At 60.1% G+C, this 16,311-nt stretch carries 12 protein-coding genes; 7 read left to right on the forward strand and 5 right to left on the reverse strand.

The annotated features are described in order from the left end of the window. Positions 1-3: 3 nt before the first annotated feature. From EN869_RS01220 to EN869_RS01245, 6 genes are all read left to right on the forward strand, one after another. Positions 4-1,638 (forward strand): choline dehydrogenase, encoded by a 1,635-nt coding sequence (locus EN869_RS01220; RefSeq protein WP_167506971.1) that lies wholly within the window; start codon positions 4-6, stop codon positions 1,636-1,638. 216 nt (positions 1,639-1,854) lie between these two features. Then, the gene (locus tag EN869_RS01225; RefSeq protein ID WP_127228013.1) at positions 1,855-2,724 is read left to right on the forward strand and encodes a dihydrodipicolinate synthase family protein; all 870 of its coding nucleotides are present in this window, start codon (positions 1,855-1,857) and stop codon (positions 2,722-2,724) included. A 146-nt stretch (positions 2,725-2,870) separates the two neighbouring features. Then, positions 2,871-3,902 (forward strand): proline racemase family protein, encoded by a 1,032-nt coding sequence (locus EN869_RS01230; RefSeq protein ID WP_127228012.1) that lies wholly within the window; start codon positions 2,871-2,873, stop codon positions 3,900-3,902. Positions 3,903-3,937: 35 nt separating this feature from the next. Next, positions 3,938-5,431 carry an aldehyde dehydrogenase gene (locus EN869_RS01235; RefSeq protein ID WP_127228011.1) on the forward strand — a complete coding sequence of 498 codons (1,494 nt, stop codon included), beginning with the start codon at positions 3,938-3,940 and terminating at the stop codon, positions 5,429-5,431. Between the two features lie 103 nt (positions 5,432-5,534). Next, the gene (locus EN869_RS01240; RefSeq protein ID WP_127228010.1) at positions 5,535-8,483 is read left to right on the forward strand and encodes an NAD(P)-dependent oxidoreductase; all 2,949 of its coding nucleotides are present in this window, start codon (positions 5,535-5,537) and stop codon (positions 8,481-8,483) included. Beyond that, positions 8,483-9,310, forward strand: a complete 828-nt coding sequence (locus tag EN869_RS01245) for an inositol monophosphatase family protein (protein WP_127228009.1) — start codon at positions 8,483-8,485, stop codon at positions 9,308-9,310. The genes EN869_RS01240 and EN869_RS01245 overlap by 1 nt, the downstream gene beginning before the upstream one ends. Before the next feature lie 180 nt (positions 9,311-9,490). On the opposite strand, the gene EN869_RS01250 is transcribed toward EN869_RS01245, so the two are convergent. The 5 genes from EN869_RS01250 to EN869_RS01270 all read right to left on the reverse strand — a co-directional run bounded on the left by EN869_RS01250 (position 9,491) and on the right by EN869_RS01270 (position 14,705). Beyond that, positions 9,491-10,588, reverse strand: coding sequence for an Ldh family oxidoreductase (locus tag EN869_RS01250; protein ID WP_245489496.1), 1,098 nt, complete (start codon positions 10,586-10,588; stop codon positions 9,491-9,493). A gap of 81 nt (positions 10,589-10,669) precedes the next feature. Beyond that, entirely contained in the window at positions 10,670-11,740 is a 1,071-nt protein-coding gene (gene alr, locus EN869_RS01255) for an alanine racemase (protein ID WP_167506972.1), read from the reverse strand. Positions 11,741-12,008: 268 nt separating this feature from the next. Continuing rightward, positions 12,009-13,247: a glucoamylase family protein gene (locus EN869_RS01260; protein ID WP_127228007.1), complete on the reverse strand. Its 1,239-nt coding sequence runs from the start codon at positions 13,245-13,247 to the stop codon at positions 12,009-12,011. A gap of 198 nt (positions 13,248-13,445) precedes the next feature. Next, positions 13,446-13,652, reverse strand: coding sequence for a hypothetical protein (locus EN869_RS01265; protein ID WP_127228006.1), 207 nt, complete (start codon positions 13,650-13,652; stop codon positions 13,446-13,448). A gap of 396 nt (positions 13,653-14,048) precedes the next feature. Then, the gene (locus tag EN869_RS01270) at positions 14,049-14,705 is read right to left on the reverse strand and encodes an XRE family transcriptional regulator (protein ID WP_127228005.1); all 657 of its coding nucleotides are present in this window, start codon (positions 14,703-14,705) and stop codon (positions 14,049-14,051) included. 434 nt (positions 14,706-15,139) lie between these two features. Between EN869_RS01270 and EN869_RS01275 the strand changes: the two genes are divergently transcribed. Then, on the forward strand, positions 15,140-16,204 hold the full coding sequence (locus tag EN869_RS01275) for an ABC transporter substrate-binding protein (protein ID WP_127228004.1): 1,065 nt from the start codon (positions 15,140-15,142) through the stop codon (positions 16,202-16,204). Positions 16,205-16,311 lie beyond the last annotated feature (107 nt).

Consider the following 16,311-nt stretch of genomic DNA (forward strand, 5'->3'; position numbering starts at 1 on the left):
CCGGTGACGGACAAGAAGGCGTTCGACTATATCGTTATAGGTTCGGGCTCGGCAGGCTCCGTGATCGCGTCCCGGCTGGCCGAGGACCCATCGACGACGGTTCTGCTCCTGGAAGCGGGGCCCTCCGATCAGCACATCTATATCCGGATGCCGGCGGCGCTTGGCTTTCCGCTGATGAACGACCGCTTCAACTGGTTCTACAATTCGGAGCCGGAGCCGCACTTGCAGGGGCGGGTCATACATGAGGCGAGAGGCCGCGTGCTGGGCGGCTCGTCCTCCATCAATGGCATGAACTGGGTTCGCGGCAATCCTTGGGACTATGACAACTGGGCAAGCATCGGAGCTGACGGATGGTCCTATGCGCAATGTCTGCCCTATTTCAAGAAAGCCGAGACATTCGACAAAGGAGCGAACGCGTATCGCGGCGGCTCCGGGCCAATGCGGATCGAGACCTGCAAGGCGGAAAATCCGCTCTATCACGCCTTCCTGAGGGCGGGGGTGGAGAGCGGTCTGAAGCATGTTGCTGATCACAATGCATATCAGCAGGAAGGCGTTCACATAACCCAGCGCAACGTCCATGACGGCATTCGCTGGAGCACTTCGCAGGCTTACATCCATGCCCAGCCCCGCAAGCCCAATCTGACCGTGCTCACCGGCGCGAGGGTCACGGGCATCGAGACGAGCAACAAGCGCGTCGTTCGGGTTGCTGTGACCACAAAAGCCGGCCCCCAGCAGTTTGAGCCGGAGCGCGAAACGATCTTGTGCGGCGGAGCGTTGAATTCCCCGCAACTTCTGCTCCTATCCGGCATTGGCCCTGCGGACGATCTCAGAAAGGCCGGGATTGCGCTGAAACACCACCTGCCTGGCGTCGGACGAGGGTTGAAGGATCATGTCGCGGCCCCTGTCATGTATCGCGCGACCAAGGACGTATCGGCTGCCAAGGAACTCTCAACCTTCGGCAAGGCGAAGCTCGGGCTTCAGTGGCTCCTCTTCAAGAAGGGGCTCGGGGCGACCAATTTCTTCGAAGTCGGCACCTTCATGCGCACGAGGGAAGAGGAAACCATACCGAATGTGCAGTTCGAGTTCGTGCCTATGCTGGGCGAATTCCAGCACGGCAATGTCAAGCTCGAGAACGGCTTCCAGTATTTCCTGAGCCTGATGAGGCCAAAGAGCGAGGGACGCGTGTGGGTGGAGTCGGCCGATCCAACGGCGGCGCCGAAATTCGTGTTCAACTATCTCGAGCACCCTGACGACATGCTGCAGGCGGTTCAGGCTGTGAAGGCGATCCGCAACGTGGTCCGTCAGAAGGCATGGGACGAGTTTCGCGGCGTGGAAGAAACGCCTGGCCCTTCGATCGCCACCGACGACGATATCGCCAATTGGCTGCGCGGTATTGCCGGCACCAACTACCATCCATGCTGCACCTGCAGAATGGGCGAGGGGGACGACGCGGTCGTCGACAAGGAAGCAAAGGTACATGGCATTGAGGGCCTGAGGGTGGTCGATGCCTCGATCATGCCCGAGATCGTCAGCGGCAACCTCAACGCCCCGGTCATCATGATGGCTGAAAAAGTCGCGGACGCCATTCGCGGGATAGCGCCGTTGCCCGCCGACCCGCAGCCTTACCACACCGCCTGAGGAGCACGAGCATCAAATGCAGCAAGCGCTTGATCTATAGCATGAAAACGATTACAACTATGGAAATCCATAGTTGGCAATGTGGTTCCGGATCGCTGGTTGCTAACAGAAAGTATACAGCGAAATCTATAGCTTATGGCGTCAAGTCATTCCAGGCGGAATGAGGTAGCGCCGCAAGTTCAACGGTCAAATCAGTCGCGCTAAAGGAGCAAAGACGTGAGTGAACTAAAAGGCATCTGCGTGCCGATCTGCACGCCATTCAAGGACAATGGCGCTGCGCTCGACGAGGGCGCATTGGCGGCAAATATAGACTCGCTGATCGACGCGGGGATTCACATCATCGCCGTGAATGGCGGGACCGGAGAGTTTCCTTTCCTCACCGAGACCGAGAAGCGGCGCATCGCCGAAATCGCGGGCAAGCGGATCAATGGCCGGGCCAAGCTTATTGTCCAGACGTCTGCCCTGCGCACCGAAGACGCGATCGACAATTCGAAGCACGCGCGGGACGCTGGCGCGGACGCGTTACTCATCCTGCCGCCCTTCTTCGAGGGGCCAGGCGAACCGGGAGTGCGCTACCACTACGAGCAGATTTCCAAGGCCGTCGCGACCCCCATCATGGTCTACAACATTCCCCAGTACACCGGCTTCGACATCACGCCTGACGTCTTCAAGCGCTTCAGCGAGATCGACAACGTCAAATACATCAAGGACAGCACGTCGAACATGATGCGCATCGATCAACTCTCGGCCCAGGGCGCCAAGGTGTTCAATGGTTGCGACTATCTGAATTTCTACAGCCTTGTCAGCGGCGCGCCCGGCGTCTTCACCGGATCCGGCAATGCCGTCCCGAAGCAGCTGGTCAAGCTCTACGATCTCGTTCAAGCCAGGAACCTAGCCGAGGCGGCGGCTCTTTGGCTGAAGCTGCGCCCGCTGTCGCTGCTGCTTTGGACGTCTCCTTTCAACCCCGTCGCCAAGGCAGCGAGCACCAAGACGGGACGCCCCGTCGGCGAGTGCCGGCTTCCTGTCCTGCCGCTCACCGAGGCGGAGGTGAAGCTGGTCGACGAAGCCCTCGGCGCCGCCGCCTGAGGCGAGCGCCCTTGTCCCGGGGACACCGTCTCCCCGGGGCAGGCCTGGATGCCGTCGGCCGGCTGCGGCATGCTTGGGATTTACCGGCCGTCATTCGGCTGCACCCCTCGGATCGCCTCGCACCGACTGAACAAGGAGGATGACACATGCGGTTATCGCGGATGATCAACGTTGTCGGCGCCCATGCTGAAGGCGAGCCCAACGACGTCATCACCGGTGGCGTCATTGACGTTCCTGGCAAGACGATGTTCGAAAAGGCGCGCTGGCTGGAGACAAAGGGCGACGATCTTCGCGCGTTCCTTCTCCACGAGCCGCGCGGCAAAGTCACGCTGTGCACCAACCTCGTCCTGCCCTCGTCCAACCCTGACGCCCAGATGGGGTACGTGATCATCGAGCCGGCGTCCTATCCGCCGATGTCGGGGACAAACACCATCTGCACGGTGACCGTGCTGCTTGAGACGGGCGTCATCGCCATGCAGGAGCCCGTCACCAAATTGGCGCTCGAGGCGCCGGCGGGGCTGATCGAGGTCGAAGCGCAATGCCGCAACGGAAAATGCGAAAGCGTGAAGTTCCGTAACCAGCCGTCCTTCGTCATGCATCGCGACCGGATGATCGAGGTCGCTGGCATTGGCTCTCTTCGCGTCGACGTCTCCTATGGCGGGATGATCTACGTGATCGTCGATGCCCGCGACTGCGGCTTCGCGATTGAGCCGTCGGAAGCGCGCGACCTGTCCGACGTCGGGGAAAAGATCAAGCGCGCGGCGGCCGAGCAGCTGCCTTCGATCCATCCTGAAAACCCGGCAATTCACACCATAAACCAGACACTTTTCGCCGGCCCGCTCACGGTCAGCGACGGGGTAAAGACATCGCGCAACGGCGTGATCGTCTCGCCTGGCCGCCTCGACCGCTCGCCCTGTGGCACCGGGACTTGCGCGCGGCTGGCGCTCCTCCATGCCCGCGGCGAGATCGCGCCCGGCGAAAAATTCATCCACGAATCGATCATCGGGACAAAGTTCGAGGGCGAGATATTTCAGACTTCTAAGGTGGGCGACCTCGATGCCGTCTCCGTCGTGATCAGCGGGCGGGCCTGGATCACCGGCTTCCACCAGTTTGTGCTCGATCCGAGCGATCCATTCCCCACCGGGTACACGCTTTCCGACACCTGGCCCAGCGCCTGATCAACACCCTTCAATGCGATCTGCAGGAGTTTAACATGAATGTCCACACAGACTTCCACGCTGAAGCCAAGACGCTGAAATTCGAGACCAGGGCCTTCATTGATGGCGCCTATGTCGCGGCCCAATCGGGCGAGACCTTCGAGACGGTGAATCCAGCAACAGGCAAGTTGCTGGCCAACGTGGCTGCCGGCGGGGCGGCGGACGTCGATCTCGCGGTCAAGGCGGCGCGCCGCAGCTTCGAAGCCGGCACCTGGTCCGGCCTGCCGCCGCGAGAACGCAAGAAAGTCCTGCTGCGCTTTGCGGATCTGATCGAGAAACACAGCGCCGAGCTGGCGCTCATCGAAACGCTCGACTGCGGCAAGCCTATCAACGATTCCATCAATGTCGACTTGCCCGACTCCATAGAGACAATGCGCTGGCATGCAGAGGCAACGGACAAGATCTACGACCAGGTGTCTCCGGCACCGCGCGACGTCGTGTCGATGATCGTGCGCGAGCCAATCGGCGTCGTCGGCGGCGTGATCCCTTGGAACTTCCCGCTCTTCGTCGCCATGTGGAAGCTGGCGCCCGCCCTGGCCGGGGGCAACTCCCTGGTCCTGAAGCCGGCCGAGCAGACATCCCTGTCTTTGATCAGGCTGGCGGCGCTCGCGTCCGAGGCAGGCATACCTGATGGCGTGTTCAACGTCGTTCCTGGCCTGGGGCCGACTGCCGGTCAGGCCATAGGCCTCCACAGAGACATCGATTGCGTCAGCTTCACCGGATCGGGAGAGGTGGGTCGGCTATTCCTGAAATATTCGGCAGACTCAAACATGAAGCGCATCATTCTCGAATGCGGCGGCAAGAGCCCCGCCATCGTGATGGGCGACGTCAGGAATTTCGCTCCGATAGTCGAGAATGTCGCGACCGGGATTCTTTTCTGCCAGGGCGAGAACTGCTCGGCTGGCTCGCGCCTCATCGTCCATGAGAGCATCAAGGACCGCCTGCTCGATGAACTGAAGCCAGTCTTTGAATCCTGGACTGTTGGCGACCCGCTCGAGCGCACGACGCGCATTGGCGCCATGATCGAGCAGGAGCATCTTGCCAAGGTGCTCTCTTATATCGAAACCGGACGCAAGGAAGGCGCCAGGATCGCACTAGGCGGAAGCCAGATACTGGCGGGTACGGGCGGCAGCTTCGTCGAGCCGACCATCTTCGATGGTGTTTCGAACAACATGAAGATTGCCCGTGAGGAAATCTTCGGCCCGGTGCTGTCGGTGATCACTTTCAAGGATGAGGCTGAGGCAGTGCGCCTGGCAAACGACACCAACTACGGCCTCGCCGCGTCGCTCTACACCGACGATCTCAACACCGCCCACCGCGTCGCCAAGCAGATCCGCGCAGGAACTGTTTCGGTGAACTGCTATTCGGAAGGCGACTTTGCCGTGCCGTTTGGCGGCTACAAGGAGTCCGGCTTCGGCGGCAAGGACAAGGGCCTGGCCGCGCACGATCAATACACGGAGACGAAAGCCGTGTGGATCCAACTGCGCTGACGACATCGCCTGGCGGGCGTCTGAGCTGGCCAGCACATTCCCGATCGGGAACGGAACGCGCCTGCGGCTTCGCAGGTGCACCCCATTGCTTTGAGGTAGGCTGATGACATCCATAGAAACGCTAAGGGCAGAGCGGCTTGCCGCGCTGCGCCTGACGGCCGCCGGGCGCCCAAGGCGGACCGCCAACCCATTTTTTGGCGTCGGCCCCATCACCGACCTCACCGCCGACGAGGTCGATGCGCGGCTCCTGCGTTTCGAGTTCGATGCCTGGCTGGAACGCAACTACAGAAAGCTCGACGACAAAGGCAACGATATCGGCCCCTTCACCACCGCAGAGGTCGGCCGCGGCATGCATCGCGGCTATCCGGCCGACAAGATCCTGCTCGACATGATGCGCGAAATCCATCGCTACTTCGGCTTTCCCGAGTCGAACCAGATGGCAGTCGGACTGGGGGGAGGACATAGCGGCTTCACCGCTTGCGTCATGCACCTGATGAACGCGAGCGACGACAAGCAAAGGGTCTATGTCGACACGCCAGCGCCGGAATCGGAAGCAGCAGGCTCCGGTGGCTTCTTCCGCCAGTCCTGGGGTGCCCAGCTTGTCGAACTGCATCGCTATTCAAAACAAGGCGACGAACGGCGCGTGCACTTCTCGCCAACAGAAGGGATCATCCCGTCAGCCGACAATCTGCGCGGCTTGGGGATCGCACTCTTCGTCGGCGTCGGCCATGAAACGACTGGCGCCACCACCTATACATCGCAGGATATCTCCAACCTCCTGGAATGGCTCCGCAGCGATCCTGACAACCATCACGCCGTGCTGGACGCGACATCGCTGCTTGGAGCAATGCCTTGGGGTGATGACGTCGTGCGGGAGCTGCTGGCAAGAACCTGCATGTTCATGCCGTTCCAGAAGGCGATCGGCGGCGTCTCCGGTTACTTTGTCGCGACGTTCACGCCGCAAGCGCTGCGGCTGATCGAGCGCAACCAGCGGGATCCTTCCTGGGCAATTCCTCGCCAGCTCAAAATCGCTGTGCCAGCGGACCCCAAACGGCCTTTGAGCGGCGATCGCTCGGTCGCGGTCGGACCGCTTTACGATCCGCAAGGCGACAAGATGCTGGGCGGCGTTATCAATACCTACTCCGCGCTCGCATTCGCAGAGACGACTTTCGGCCTACTGCGCTCCGAGAGGCGGCTCGGCTCGGTGGAGAATCTCAATCGACGCTCAACAGCCAATCGGGATGCCATCAACGATTGGGTCTCGCGCAGTGCGGTGCTTCGGCTCAGCGTCACCAATCCTGAACGACGTGGCGCCGCGGTGACGCTGTTGAAGGCGGTGGACCCGGCCTTGGAGAACTCGGGACTGCACGCGCGCATCATTGCGCGGTCCAAGCAACTCCTTGGCTATGAAGGGATCACCCATCCTGACGGAAATCACGAGCCGGGGCTGGACGTGGCCCGTTATGTCAACGCATTCCCGGGCACGCCGGGCGACTATCGGGCCTGGATCGGCGGGGTTCGTGCCCCCGACGATGTCGTCGCGCTGCTGGACAATCTGCAATATGCCTATCTCAGGGCCAAGGTTGCGGTCATCGAGGAGGAACTCGCCAAGCTCGGAGAACGCTTTCCTTCGTCACCGAGCACAATCGAGAGCGGCCGCATCGGCGATGCCAGCCGAGCCTATACCGTTCTTATAGCTGATCCAATCGGATTGCGATTTGGGCCAGAGGGCATGCCTGACCATAGCGATGTGCGCGCGCACATCGAGGCAAGGGGAGGCGTCTTCCACCTTGGGGCCGTCTGCAGTGAAGCGCTTGAGCCGGGCCGCGTCCATTTCTCCTATCAGCCGGACCTGAGCACCGCAGACGAGATCCTGCGGCAGACCGACAAGGGTCAGTACGATGCCGTCATTGCGGCAGCTACGGCAATACCGGAAGGGGCGGTCTTTTCAGAGGGCGGCGTGCGCATCGGCGCGGGCACCGGCAACATGCAGTCCAGGTCCTGGGGAGGGCCGAACGGCGGCGGCCCTGCGCCTTTGATGAACACGCCAAGCTTCAACAGCCGGGCCACGGCGCAGATGGCGCTCAAGGCGATGCTGAAGGTGGTCCCCGATCTCCCCGTCGATGACTTGCATCAAAGGGTGGTCGACGGGCATTTCGACACCGCGAGGAACCTCCGCGATTTCCCCACCGAAAAGATCGAAGGCAAGAAGATCGCCATCATTGGATATGGCAATATTGGCAGGGAGTTGGCCAAGCTTTGCAAGGCGTTGCGCATGCGTGTGTGTGTGCATGCCCGCGCAATTCACTGCGAGTGGATAGAGGCCGAGGGCCTCAAATATGCACCGACACTTCAGGACGCCGCACGTGGTGCCGACTTCATAAGCCCCCACACCGGCCTCGGAGCATTCGACCAAGCTCGAGGACGCTTCGCAAATGTGGGACTGATCGACGGCGAGATCCTCTCACTTCTCAACGATGGTGCGGTGGTCATAAATTACGACCGCGGAGAGATCATCGATGCTTCGGCCCTGGCAGCCGCCCTTGATTGCGGAAAGGTCCGCCATGTCGCGGTCGACGCCGACATCTTCTTCGACGGCCAGACATCCTCCTTCGTCGGCCCGCTGGTGCCGTATCGTCAGCTGGCTCTCAAGTTTCCAGGCAGGCTCGAGCTTCTGCCGCACGCGGCCGCCGACACCGATCATCCCTCTCGAGTGGCCGGCGCCAAACAGGCCGTCGACCAGATTCTCGACGCAATTCTCAACCGTCGGATCGTCAACCGCAAGGGCGAACTGCCCGCGGGCTACATCGATGGTGGATCCCGCACGGTTCCCGGTATCGGAAAGCCTTCGCGCGATCAACTTGCCGCCCTCATTGCCGACGCGCGTGCGCTGCATGAAGGCAGGGCGCTGAGCGAGAGGCTTGCCGCGATCTTCGGTGCCTTGTCATGCGCCGGGACAGAGGCCCAGCAATCCCTTCTTACGCAATATGGCAATCAACTGGTGGAAACGGGCGCGCGCCTCAATAGCCTTCTTGAGGAGAGGGGGCTCTGATGCAGGGGCACCTCTCGCTTGGCGCCGCCCGTCGGGGGAACGACGAGGCGCTGCCGGACTTCGAATTCTTTCGCAGGCTGGCCGGTGCGGCTGCCGCCGAGACGCTGCCGGGATTCCGCACGAGAGGGGCGGCGAATGCCAACAACAAGACCGACGTGGCATATGAGCCTGTGAGCGAGGCAGCTCGCGCAGCCGAAAAAGCTATTCGCGGGATCATAGCCGCCGACTATCCAATGGATGCAATGCTGGGCGACCAATTTGGGCCGTCAGGATCAGGGCCGATCCAGTGGGTCATCGACCCGATCAATGGTGCAAAAGCGTTCCGGTGTGGGCTTCCGGTCTGGGGCACCCTGATAGGCCTCACGATAAATGGCCGCGCCACGATGGGCATGATGAGCCAGCCCGATACCGGGGAATGCTTCTGGTCCGACGGCACGAGATCGGTGTGTTGCTCTGACCAGGGCGAGACGGTTTTGAAAACAAGTGGCGTCCAGCTGCTCTCGGAGTCGATTTGCCACACGAATTCTCCTGAACCCTTCGCACGCCGTCCGGGCAGGGGGTTTGCTCGGCTCGCCTCGTCGGTCAAATTCACGAGGTACGGCGGCGACTGTTACGCATTCGCCATGCTCGCGGCCGGCCAGATCGACCTTTGCGTGGAACTTTCCTTGCAAGCCTGCAACATCGCAGCGCTGATCCCGGTCATCGAGGCCGCCGGCGGTGTGGTCACCCGCTTCGACGGGGGCCGCGCGGAGCGAGGTGGAAACATCCTGGCATCGGCAAACGCCATCCTGCATGAGGCAGCGCTGCGGGTGCTCAATGACATCTGAACGACGGCCACCAGGTTTGGGAATGTGTGGCAACGACGAGGTGCCAAAAAAAAGCAACGGCAGCCGAACCGAGGGGGGATCCCGCCTATGGGGCTGGTTCTGGGTGGTTGTCGCGACAGCGGCCATGTATCTGCTTGTCTGGGTGACCCGGTAACCGCAACGACTATCGTTCGATTGGCCTCACGCTCTCAGGGCCATCAGCTGCTTCCACATCGCGGGCGCAATGACGATTCCGCGCTCGGCTGCCAACTTGCGGGCGGCAAGCCGGCGTTCGCCTGGAAGGCGCGTCTGTCCGGCGTCGGCCATCGCTGCGACCAGATCCTCGATCCGCTGCGTGAACATCCCAAGTGAGCCGGTTCCCCTGGTCGGATCGATCAGGATAACGGTTTCGCCCGTGTGAGCCGATTCCGCGCCGGGATGGGCCGACCAGTCGACCTGATGGGAAAAGTTGCTGCCGGTCAACGCCCCGGCAAGAATGTCGATCATCATGGCGATGGACGAACCCTTGTGCCCGCCGAAGGGCAGCAGCGCTCCGCCCTCCAGTATCGCCTTTGGGCTGCGGGTCGGCAGCCCTGCGGCGTCGAGGCCAATCCCCTCCGGAAGAAGCTTGTTCTCGCGCGCCGCGACCGCCACCTCGCCATGAGCCATCGCTGCTGTCGCCTGATCGAACAGCAGCACTTGCCCATCCATCCGCGGCACGGCAAAGGCCATCGGATTTGTGCCATAGAGCCGCTTGCGACCGCCATGAGGGACGACATAAGTGACGCTGTTGACGACGCCGAGCGCGACCAGGCCGACTTCGGCGAATGGCTCGACATCCAGCCAAAGTGGCCCGTTGTGGTGGGCATTGCCGATCGCTAACACGCACGCGCCGGCCGATCGGGCCTTGTTGATGGCTCGCGGCATGGCCGACTCCAGCGCCGGTCTGGCATAGCCGTTGCCGGCGTCGATGTAGAGAAAGGCACTCCCCGCGTCGCGGATGTGCGGGACGGCCCGGCCGTCGACAAAGCCGCTCCTGAGATTCTTCACATAACCGGTCATCCTGAACAGGCCATGGCTTTGCGAGCCATCGCGTTCGGCGCTCGCACAGTTCGTGGCCAGCACGCGAGCGACGTCATCCGACGTTCCGTTGCGCAGCAGAATGGATTCGAGCGTAGCGACAAGATCGGGGAATCTGCGGTAGATAGGGGGTTCGTTTGAGGGCGGGTCTCTCATGATGATCGCGAGTTGCCAGCAACCCGTCCCGCAGCCTGCGATTTCGGGGCCGCCAACGAGCACGCCAGGTGCCCATTGGCGGCCGAGTGCCTGGCACGGCCTGGGAGCGGGTCCATGCTAGGGCACCCAACACCATGGCGCGAGCTATTCATTGACGTAACGGCGTGCGCAACCATGGCCAAGTGAGATCAAGACCTCGTGCTCAATCGTCCCGCAGGCCTTCGCGAGGTCGTGGTCGCGAACATTGGGCCCAAGAATTTCAACTGGGCTCCCCGGCACCAGCGCCCAGTCTGGAACGGCCGAGACATCCACGGTCAGAAGATCCATCGAGACGCGCCCGACAACCTGGGCTGCGAAACCTTGAACAAAGACCGTGGCGCGGCTTGAACCGGCTCGGGAGTAGCCGTTGGCATAGCCGATCGCGACAGTTGCGATCTTAGCCTGCTCGACCAGCCGATATGTCGAGCTGTACCCGACCGGCGAACCACGCTTCATCGTATTGACCTGGATGATCGGGGCTATCACGCTGGCCGGTTGCAACATTGGGTTTTTGCGGCCGGTCAGGGGATTGATCCCGAACGTCGCCTTTCCGGGGCGCACCATGTCGAACAGATAGTTCTCTCCCAGATAGACCCCAGCCGAATTGGCCAGCGACAGCTTCGCGGCAGGCAGCCCACTGACTGCTTTCAGGAAAGCCTTTCGCTGGAATTCGCACCGCTCGAAATCGAGATCGTCGGCAGCCGAGAGGTGCGACATATAGAGGAGGGGAGGGATTCTGGACAGGAGCGACAAGTTCTCGCGAAGCCATGCGGTATCGTCCGCAAGCAGCCCAAGCCGGTTCATGCCGGTGTCGAAATGGATGATTGAGTCGAGGGGACGCCCAATCCTATTTGCCGCCTTGTGCCATTCCTCGATCTGGTTGCGGCTGTTGAGGACGGGAAGCAGGTTCGAACCGGCAAATGCCTCCGTTTCCTCAGGCAGAAAACCGCCCAGCACGGAGATCGTTGCCTCCTGGAGCACGGTGCGAAGCGCCACGCCGTCATTGGCGGTTGCGACAAAAAAGGTCCTGGCTCCCGCTTGCCAAAGCGCGAGCGCGCAAGCGACCATGCCATGCCCATAGGCGTCGCCCTTCACGACGGCCGCGCAATCGGCATCTCCAGCAATGGCGCTCAAGCGCCTGTAGTTCTCTCGCACCGCTTCCAGATCGACGACCATCTCGGCCTGGTTGATCAGGCTGTGAAGGCCTTGCCCGGAGGGTGAGGATTGACTTCCATTCATGATCGGCGAGCCCGTTCTAGTATAGGAGTCTTGTAAACGTTTACATGCCTCGGCTCAATGGGAATCATGATTTTGAGCTGCTGAAAATCCTCTTAGTCCTTTTAGGCCCTGCTACGGGCACGGCCGTTGCTATCGCTTTGACCGACACCCCATTGGGTTCTGGCGCAGGGTTCGCTAGTCATTGTGGATGTCGCAGTCAGCCGGCCTAGGTCTCGACGAAGCCCAACACGCTCAAGCCTTCACGCACCTCAGGCGCGCTCATGAAGAGTTCCCAGATCAGCCCGCTGCGGTGGTTCTCGATCATCGCTATGATCGGCCCCTGATTAATCGCCAGATAGGTTCGAGCGAACCAACTCAGGTTCTCGCTGAAGCTGTCGACAAATCCAAAATTTCCCCAGATGCGATGAAGCGGCTTTGTGAGGAAGTATCTCAACGCCCGCATGGATTCCACCGGCGCGTAGGGAAGGCTGGACAAGGCTGCGCTTGGGGTAATAACGCCCCTGTCATGGTCTGGCGCGTGCGCAACGTAGCCGTAGGGGCCATGGCCCGACGTTAGTCCCCAGCAATCGGCGCCATAGCCGGAATGCCCATGCGGGTTGCGAGCGCAATGTTCGTAATTGATGCGCGTGTGGGCCACATTCTGTTGCCAGTAACACGCATATCGATCCCTCAGGCGCCGAGGGTCCAGCCCGCAGAACGAATACTGGGCCAAAAACAGGGGCCCACCATAGTCCGGGCCAAGTGGAAGCACTGTGCCGTAGAAACTCTTCCCGTTGGACATCTGGCCCTCGCGGGCGAACCCCCTGTGATAGGCGCCGGCCCTGATCGGATGGGTGGCAGAGCCGGCTGCCAGCACATAAGGCAGCAGTCCTTCGTTCCATCCCGACACGGGGCAATTCATCGCCCATCCGCAGTTGGGGCTCCAGTGCCAGTAGAGCATTTCTTCGTCGCGGCAGTACCAATTCCATTCGATTGATAGCCATAATCGATCGATCCGCTCACGCAGGCGCACTTCAGCAAAGGATCTTCGGCTAAAGTACTGGCGCGCGCAAAGAAGGCCCTGGAACAACAAGGCGGTCTCCACGCAATCGCCGCCGTCGTCGTTGCGAGCGAATCGAATAGTTCTCCCGCTCCGACCATCGACGAAGTGCGGAAACATCCCGTGATGTCGGCTGACCTTCTCCAGGAAAGAGGTTATGCGGCTGAGATGCTCCACCGCGTCATCGCGAGCGATCCAACTGCGTTCGACAGCAACGATGATCGCCATCACCCCGAAACCTGTGCCGCCTATTGCCACGAGATCATTGTCGGACCGGGGAGCAAGCCGCTGTCGGTCGCGAGCCATGCCGCTTGAGGGGTGGGCGCCGTCCCAGAAATATCTGAACGTCTGGCGCTGGACGGCTTCTATCAGCGCTTCGTCTGCCAGGTCCCTGAGGTACTTCATCTGTTACGGCTGCGGGGAAGAACGTTAACACGGCGACGTGCCGGTAGAAGCGGCCTCGTCAAGGATGCGAGTCTGGTTGATGATTGATGCGAAGCGACCTGACTAAAGCTGGGCGTCTTTATCGCGGGGTGCCAGTCGGCGGAAGGCCCGGCCTGGAAAACCTGCCGTCTTAAGCGAAAAATCGGGATCGTCGGTCCGCTATTTATTGTTGTCGAGCAGGACCGAGAGATAGTGCTCAGCCGCTGAGGACTGCGCCTGAGCAATCATGCCGCGTTCAGCGCTTTGTTCGGCAAGCATCGACATCGTGGTTGGAAACAGTTTTGCAAAGATGAGAAGGGCGAGGAAAGGCCAGGAAAATTTTGCAACGCGCAAGAATACAGTGAGCGTACGATTGTGTGCGTTCATGGCGCGCCTTTTAAGAAACTGGAAAGCGGTCGTATTCGCGATCGTCGACGTATGAATAGTAAACGTTTACACGTGTCTGTCAACGACTCTCGGATGATGCCGGGTTGCGGCCGCAAGCGGCCAAACGTGAGTTGTCCGCCAAAGAGGGCTGCCGCATCCGATCTCTTGCATTAGAAATCGACCGGCGCGCACTCCCGACAGGCTTGGAGGAAGCCGTAGGCAGGGAAATATATCCGACATTGGTGGCCGAAATTATCGGCGGTCGCGCTAGCTTTTGATTTTTGCACTTTGCTCGGCAGCCGTCTCGACTTCGCCGCGGCCTCCAACTTTGACCGAAGGCTCAACCTGCAAGGGGCTCACCCTACGACCCGCTTCAGCAAATGCCAGAACTGAACACTAGCGTCCTCCGTCCCTGCCGACGACTTCATCGTTGAATTGCAGACGTTCGGTGAGGCACACTGATAGCATCACTGCATCCTCATCGCTCCTGGACACGAATGCGTGTCCCATCGTGCTATCGATGTAAGCGCTGTCTCCAGCTTTGAGCACGAGGGGAGAGTAGAGGCTGGTGTGGAGTTCTAGTTCCCCGCTCACGACGAAGATGAATTCTTCGCCGTCGTGTACCGACCAATCAGCCCGCGGTGGAACCTCACGCGTGCGAATTGTCATGACCAACGGGATCATGCCTTTGTGAAGAAGTTCGGACGAATGGACTTCATAATCATAGTAGTCCGACGCAAACGGCTGCCCTTCACCGCGGCGGGTGGAGACCCTCCTCGCAGTATAGTGTTTCGGCGCTTCCACACCTGGAGCTGAATTATGCTCTGTACTCTCAAAAAGCTCCGCAACAGGCATTCCAAGTCCGTGAGCGATCTTCACCACGGTGTCGAATGATGTCGACACCTGCGCGTTTTCGATCTTCGAAAGAGCGGATATAGACAGCCCCGAAGCTTCACCCAATGTCTCAAGTGTCCAGCGCTTCTTCCGGCGCAGGTGTTTGATATGGGCCCCGAGATTGAACTCGCTACCGTCCTGTTGCATAGGTTTTTTCATTACTTGCTCCGCTTTGCCTTGCGGCCGAAAAGATAGTTCTCACACGAAAAATCGTTTTACTATAATCAAATTTGGTTCGCTAGGGGCGGACGACACTGCGGGATGCGTCTGGGCCACCTTCCCTTGCCGCTGGGCGGCAACAAGCTACCGCGAGAAGGGCTCTTCGGTGCGCAGAATCCTTGGGAATCGGCGTTGGCGAACCGCAAATGAGGGACCTAATGCACTCGACGCAAATGCCGGTGCGCACGTTACCCAGTTTTGCTCCTTTCGTTCCACCGCAACCGGGATGAAGGAAAAATTTCCCCTCTCCGTTTTCCGATAGGAGAAATCCTTGACATTTTTCCCATAGGAATGTTCAGTCTGAGAACCATGGGTGCGAGGCGGTGGCATGCGTGGGTAGGAAACGAGAGCTAACTCAACCAAAGGGGACTGCGATGATCATGCAAAAAAGTGGACTGAAAATTAGCCGACGCGAGATTCTCAAGGCTGGTGCGGGCCTAGCGGCCGCTGCGACCCTCGGCGCCCCCAGCATTGTTCGCGCGCAATCCAAAACGATCACCGTTGCAAACAGCGGTGGCGCGCTCGAAGCTGCGTTCAAGGCTGCATATTTCGATACGTTCGAGCAGAAGACCGGGATCAAAGTCATCAGCGCGCCCTACCTGGACTCGGCAAAGCTCAAAGCAATGGTCGACGCGAAGTCAGTCGATATCGACGTTTCGGATCTCGATGCCGCGGAGGCTGCCCCCGCTGCCGGGTTGGGACTTCTTGAAGAAATTGACTATAAGATCGTTCCGACCAAAGGTCTTCAGGATGGTTCTGCAAACCCATACTGGACCAACATCTACATTGCTGCTTCGGTGATCGCTTGGAACGTCGACGCCGCGAAGAGTATGGCAATACCAAAGAATTGGAGGGAGTTCTTCGATCCGAAAATGAAAGGTCAGCGCACGCTCTGGAAGAGCGCGAACCAGACTCTAGAGCTTGCGGCGTTGGGATCCGGTGTCGACCCCAAGAAGCTCTATCCGATCGACCTCGATGCGGCTTTCAAGGCTTTAGACGGAATTCGTTCGAACATTTCGTGGTTCGAGTCCGGCGCGCAGGCAGCGCAACTCGTAAGTGACAACCAAGTCGATTTTGGCATGGTCTGGAACGGCCGTATCCAGCCGCTGAAGGCCAAGGGTGCGCCCGTCGATTACACTTTCAACAATGCACTGTTCACCTACGGAGACCTTTGCGTCCCTAAAGGCGTCCGAGATAAGGCGCTCTCGATGGAATTTGTCGCCCACTGCGTCGATCCCAAGAATCAGGCGATCTTTGCCGAAAACATCGCCTACGGCCCGACAAACCAGGAAGCGTTCGCCCAGCTGTCCCCTGCTCGACTGGCGGAAATCCCTAACTCGCCGGAGAATTTCCCCAAGGGAACGATGATCGACATCGACTATTGGGTCAAAAACGGCAAGGAGGTCTTCGACCGGTTCAACAACTGGGTGGTCGGCTAGAGATTGCTAACTGAACGTATCCCGCCGCAGTGGAAACCGCGGCGGGAAGAAGTAGCTATCAATCGAACTGAATGCCGGTAGCTGGGTACTGCGATGGTGAATTGATT

Source organism: Mesorhizobium sp. M2D.F.Ca.ET.226.01.1.1, from assembly GCF_004022705.2.
In the GTDB taxonomy this organism is placed as follows: Bacteria; Pseudomonadota; Alphaproteobacteria; order Rhizobiales; family Rhizobiaceae; genus Mesorhizobium.

Coding starts and splice junctions, on each gene's coding strand:
- EN869_RS01265 (WP_127228006.1), bottom strand. CDS start 13,652: ATGAACGCACACAATCGTACGCTCACTGTATTCTTGCGCGTTGCAAAA.
- EN869_RS01245 (WP_127228009.1), top strand. CDS start 8,483: ATGCAGGGGCACCTCTCGCTTGGCGCCGCCCGTCGGGGGAACGACGAG.
- EN869_RS01240 (WP_127228010.1), top strand. CDS start 5,535: ATGACATCCATAGAAACGCTAAGGGCAGAGCGGCTTGCCGCGCTGCGC.
- EN869_RS01270 (WP_127228005.1), bottom strand. CDS start 14,705: ATGAAAAAACCTATGCAACAGGACGGTAGCGAGTTCAATCTCGGGGCC.
- alr (WP_167506972.1), bottom strand. CDS start 11,740: ATGGTCGTCGATCTGGAAGCGGTGCGAGAGAACTACAGGCGCTTGAGC.
- EN869_RS01275 (WP_127228004.1), top strand. CDS start 15,140: ATGATCATGCAAAAAAGTGGACTGAAAATTAGCCGACGCGAGATTCTC.
- EN869_RS01235 (WP_127228011.1), top strand. CDS start 3,938: ATGAATGTCCACACAGACTTCCACGCTGAAGCCAAGACGCTGAAATTC.
- EN869_RS01230 (WP_127228012.1), top strand. CDS start 2,871: ATGCGGTTATCGCGGATGATCAACGTTGTCGGCGCCCATGCTGAAGGC.
- EN869_RS01260 (WP_127228007.1), bottom strand. CDS start 13,247: ATGAAGTACCTCAGGGACCTGGCAGACGAAGCGCTGATAGAAGCCGTC.